Here is a 5476-nt window from a genome sequence, read left to right as displayed (position 1 = left end):
GCTAAGCGTGAGGCCCCAGGAGACGATTTAAATCACGGTCAATCACAGAAGACCCTACATGAGTCGGACCACAGCTCCGGAGCCGCCAAGGGGCACGCCAAGCATGAGGCCCCGGGAGAAGATCCGAATCGCGGACAGGCGCACGGCGATTTGCAGACTTTTGAAGATGGCTCCGCGGCCGGCAAGCAACACGCACAGCATCCACAGGCAGCTGATTTAGATACTAGCGAACCGCAGCAGAATACACCAACGGCATCCGTAAATTCTGCCAACGACGCACATTCGGCCTTGACCATTAAGACTGAAGGAAAGGGCGGACCTTCGTCCGACAATGCAGATCAGGCCAAATCACCGGTTGGCACCGAACTTGGCGATTCCTTTCGTTTTAAGAGTTTCGCCGACAATACGTCTTCAGACATGTATGACCTTCAGCAACTGAGCCACGGAAAAGCCTATGGAGATGGTCAGCATTCCGTTGCGCGCGAGGGGCCGGAGCCGGTCCAGGATGCTGACGGAATTGATGTTGCAGATGCGCACCACGATCACTCATGGAACGCCAATCTCCATGCGGCTCACGATCTGATTGTCTAGCATTCACTGATCGAATGGCCGGGCCGTGGTTCAAACGCTTTTTGCCCAGCTGGCATCGCAACGCGCAGTTGACGCGATCATCGCCGAGACACTCAAAGTGCTACGATGATGGAGCAATCGAACAGGAGGACATTAACACGCCCCCCAAGGCCAAGTGGACATAGGCACGCAAACTTTGGGGACTACTTTCTATCCTGGTTCGAGCCCAGGCCTTGTCTCCAATCGCTTGGGGCGTGTTCATCCTTCTGGAGCACAGCCGACAAGCCTGGACCGTCGTTCAAGATCGAAAAAACCTCCCGCGCCGACAGATGGGCAGCCGCCTGCTCGAAGCTATCGCTCGCATCGATCTTGGCGCGGCCGACCGCCAGGTTGGCATCGATCATGTCGGGACGGGCGGCGCGAGGAGGCGGCAACTGCGCGAGGTGGAAGGCTAAGAGCGCGGCGCCTTCGCGCAGCTCCACCAAAGCGGGTTTGATATCAACCTCCGCCGCCGCGCCCAATTCGTTGGCCCGGATTAGCACCGCAGGCGGCTCTCGGTTTTCAGGAGTGACAAACAGTTTGCTGGACGCAGGCTTGGCCGTCAGCGCCCCGATGGGAACGGCGAACAGTAGTCCAATGATGACCGGCGACATCCACAGCAGAAGGGGCAGCGAAACGGCGTATGCGCTTGCCGCCATCGCAATGCCACACAAGGTCGGGATGCCGTACTTCCGATAGAGTTCGCGGCGCTCCACCGTGCCGTCGTCCCGCCTTTGCGTCTGCCAGCCGGCGTCGCGGCCGGCCAAAATCTCTACGACCGCGATCGATTGAAAGATCATCATCACGGGCGCCATCAACGCGGAGACGATCACCTCTGCGAAAACTCCGGCCGAGGCACGCAACACGCCGCCAAATTGACGTCTCACCGAGCCTCGCATCCAAACGAGTGCGAGGCTGAGTAGCTTCGGCAACAGCAGAAGTCCCATCGTTGCAACGAACACCCAAATGGCGAGCACGGGATCCTGGGCGGGCCAGGTCGGAAACAACGAGTAGCCCTTCGGAAAATACTCCGGACGCACGAAGCGGGCCTGCAACGAGATCAGCATCCCCAGCAGCAGGAACAGAAGCCACAGAGGTGCCGTCAAATATGCCCCGATCCCCACCATAAAATGTAGGCGCGACACCCAATGGAGACCGCGAGCAGGCACGACAGCGAGATGCTGAAGATTGCCCTGACACCAGCGTCGGTCCCGCGCCGCGAAGTCGAGCAGCGAGGGTGGCACCTCTTCGTAGCTTCCGCCGAGCGTCGGCAGCATGTAGATGCCCCATCCGGCCCGTCGCATCAGCGCAGCCTCGACGAAATCATGGCTTAGGATGTGCCCCCCGAAGGGCTTGCGCCCGCGCAGCTGTGGCAGCGCCGCCGCTTCGGCGAACGCCTTCACCCGGATGATCGCGTTGTGACCCCAGTAGTTGCCTTCGGAGCCGTGCCACCAGGCGACGCCGGCGGCGATCATCGGCCCGTACAGCCGGCCCGCGAATTGCTGGACGCGGCTGAACAGACTTCGCGCGTTGACGATCATCGGCAGTGTCTGGACGAGCCCGGCGCTCGGATTGCTCTCGATGGCATGGACCAATCGGACAATGGTCTGCCCGCTCATGAGACTGTCGGCGTCGAGCACGATCATGAAGTCGTAGACGCCGCCGAACCGCGTGATCCACTCGGAGATGTTGCCGGCCTTCCGGGCCGTGTTGTCGGCGCGGTGACGATAGTATAGCCGCGTGCCCACGGCCCGACGCAGCGCGAGCAGAGCTTTCTCTTCCGCGACCCAGATATCCGGATCAGTGCTGTCGCTCAGAACGTACCAGTCGAACAGCTTTCCGTGCGAGGTCGTCTCCACGGATTCGATGATCGCGCGAAGCCGCGCGGCCAATCGATGCGGGTCTTCGTTATAGGTGGGAAGCAGCATGGCGGTGCGGCTTGCGATGGTCGGCAGTTCCGCGCCGGGCACCAAGACGCCTTCGTCCCGACTATGGGCTAGCAGCACAAAGAAGCCGGCGAGTGAGGAGGCGAACGAAAACGCGACCCAAGCGAGCAAGACCAGGAAGAGCGCCAGCACCATGGCTTCGAGAACAGTGACGCCGCCGACCTCCAACACGCGATACATCTCGTACCCGCCCGCGCCCGAGAGCACCGCCGTCGAGAGCAGGATCAGGCCGCGCCGCCCAGCCATCGTGGTGGCAATCGGCGCAGGAGCACGGTCCGAGACCGGGTTTTTTCCGAGGTCGCCAGGAGCCATCGGAAGCGGCGACTCGCGCGGCAGCAGGCGTTGGTTCGTGATATCGCCCCCTGTCGATCGGGTGGCTCGGCTCAGGGTGCCCATCGGTAGACCCAGACTTCGGACAAGGGCTTATCGCCCTCGGTCAGAAACGCCCGCAGCTCCATCGGCTCTCCCTTCACTTGGCACTGGAAGCTCAGCCGCCACCCACCCGAATAGGGATTAGGCTGCGTGACGATGTTCTTCACCTCGGACTTCTCCGCCTTCACCACGCCTTTGACGCCGGCAGGATCGATGCCCTTGAGATTCTCACCGACCAGGTCGAGGACGAAGAGGCGCGCGTCCTCGCCCCTCGCCCCTATCCCGCTTCGCGTGAAGCGGGCAAGCGAATGCGGCTTCGGACTATCCGGCCCCCAATGCAGTCGATAGGTGTAGTTGTGTTCGCCCTTGGCCTGCAGCGGGTTCTTTGGCCACCAGAATGCGGCGATGTTGTCGTGGACCTCTTCCTTGGTCGGGATCTCGAACAGCATGACGCCGCCCTCGCCCCAATCCCCGATCGGCTCCATCCAGAGACTCGGGCGTTTTTCGAAGCTGGACTCGATGTCCTGATAGGCGAAGAAATTTCGCTCCCGCTGCATCAGCCCGAACCCGCGGGGATTGAGATCCTTAAAGGTGCTGATCTGCAAATCGCGGGGGTTGCTTAGCGGCCGCCAGAGGCTTTCGCCCTTCCCATTGAAGATCGCAAGGCCGTCGGAATCGTGGACCGACGGGCGGAAGTCGTCGATGTCGTTGCGGTCGTTCGGACCGTAGAAGAACATGCTGGTCATGGGCGCGAGCCCGGCCCGCTGCACTTCGACGCGCGGGTAGACCGACATTTCGACGTCGAACACAGTGGTTTCGCCCGGCCGCACGGTGAAGCGGTAGCTCGCCGCGCAACTTTTGCTATCGAGCAAGGCATGGACGACCATCGAGGTCGCGCCCGGCGCCGGCCGCTCGAGCCAGAACGCCTTGAACAGTGGAAACTCCTCCCCCTTGGCTTCGCCGGTATCGATCGAAAGTCCTCGGGCGGAGAGCCCGTACGTCTGCCCCTTGGCCACGGCTCGGAAATAGCTCGCGCCCAAGAAGACGCAGACCTCGTCGTAATAGTCGGCGCGATTCAAGGGCGCGTGGATGCGGAAGCCGGCGAACCCGAGGTCAGCGTCCTCGAACGCCGGGACCTTCTCGCTGAAGGAAAAGTCTTCCTTGCGGTACTTGAGTTCGGTGGCCTTTCCGTCCACGACCTCGAAGATGGCCACCCGGTTTTTGTAGAAGAAGCCGCGATGGAAGAACTGCGCTTCGAACGGAAGATTCTTGCCGCGCCAGAGCGCGCGCTCGGGCAGGAAGCGGATGGAACGGTACTGATCGTAATCGAGGTCCTTCAAGCCGCTCGGCAGCTTCTCGTCGGGCGCCTCGTACGGTTTGCCCGCCAGCATACGGGCGAGGTCCCTCACGGTGGAAGGACTGAACGCGCCCTCCGGCGGGCCAGCAGCAGCGAAACCGCTCCGCGAAGCGAGCAACAATGCCGGCAGCAACGCCGACCCTCGAACAAGCTGGCGTCGGTTCACGGGTTCTCCTACTCGCTACTGCTATCGCGGCCAAGCAACGGCCACCGCGCCTGCGAGTTCCACCCGACCGGCCATCACTGGCGGGAGGAAAGTTGAGCAGCCCAAGGGCATCTGCCGGAATCCGGGGTTCCGCGTGCCTCAAAACGTGCTGGTTGATCAGGTTCAACGGAGGCCGCCCGCAGTTGGTTTTCTCTCATCCAATTGTCGCCTAGTGGCGCGTAGCCTGACTTTCACGTTGATGCCCGCTGAGCGACGCTTCTGGCCCATAGCCGACCCACAGCGTCTCCCGCCAAGGGGCGCTCGTGACCCAAAGCGGGACACGATGATTGACGAGGCAGAAGGTCTGCTCTCATTCACCACATTTAAACCTTAAGATTTTACGAAGGAGGACCCACCACAGGCCGCAGGAACATGCGAACAGCCTTTGTACAGAAGCCATCCGTGGACTTCGGGCAATGAAGGTTTGGCAGACAAGCTGCATCGCGGCTGCGGTCGCATCCGCGGGACTTTATCTAGCCGCCGGTAACAGGCCGGCCGGGACGGGGCCGGATGTCATGCCGGGCGCTGCAGCGAACATAGCGGTTCCCGCGAACATGACGGCTCCTGCGAACATGGTGACGCCCGCCTTGTACGCCGAGGCATCGGCCAGACTTGCGATAGCGCTTCGGGCAGAAGGAGCCAAGCTGGGCTCGGTGCCGTCAGCAGGTTCCGGGCCGTTGAGCACCGGAGCGGAGATCGTCGATGAACCCGTCGCGACCAAATTGGCGTCGTTGGGACAGGATATCATCCAACCGCTGCCGGCAGGACGCGATGCGTCCGACGATGCTCCGAAAGCGGCGTCGACGCAGGATTTCCGTTATCTGGTCTACTACGTCTGGTCTGAACTGCCGCCCGCCGAGAAACCGGCGGAGATCGTCTTGCGTTCGTTCAAGGACATCCCGGTCGGAACGCCGGCCGAAGAGATCAAGCGCGCTTCCGACGCGTTTGGTCTCGATTTGAATTTCATGATGGCGGTTGCCAAGATCG

The 5476-nt window shown here is 61.7% G+C and carries 3 protein-coding genes and 1 pseudogene; 2 read left to right on the top strand and 2 right to left on the bottom strand.

The genetic code is table 11. The features are described from left to right. A partial coding sequence (locus GA0061098_RS45575; protein WP_165637987.1) for a hypothetical protein occupies positions 1-591 on the top strand: 591 nt, incomplete at its 5' end. Positions 592-773: 182 nt separating this feature from the next. Here the strand turns inward: GA0061098_RS45575 and mdoH are convergent. Continuing rightward, a complete protein-coding gene (gene mdoH, locus GA0061098_RS43105) occupies positions 774-2951 on the bottom strand; it encodes a glucans biosynthesis glucosyltransferase MdoH (protein ID WP_091968149.1) in 2178 nt (725 codons plus the stop codon). Next, positions 2939-4450, bottom strand: coding sequence for a glucan biosynthesis protein G (locus tag GA0061098_RS43100; RefSeq protein WP_091968147.1), 1512 nt, complete (start codon positions 4448-4450; stop codon positions 2939-2941). The genes mdoH and GA0061098_RS43100 overlap by 13 nt, the downstream gene beginning before the upstream one ends. 455 nt (positions 4451-4905) lie before the next feature. Here GA0061098_RS43100 and GA0061098_RS45570 point away from each other — a divergent pair. Next, positions 4906-5476, top strand: a pseudogene (locus tag GA0061098_RS45570) (transglycosylase); the annotation flags it as partial.

The sequence above is a fragment of the Bradyrhizobium shewense genome, assembly GCF_900094605.1.
Classification (GTDB): domain Bacteria; phylum Pseudomonadota; class Alphaproteobacteria; order Rhizobiales; family Xanthobacteraceae; genus Bradyrhizobium; species Bradyrhizobium shewense.
This window is presented reverse-complemented; position numbering and strand designations above follow the sequence as displayed.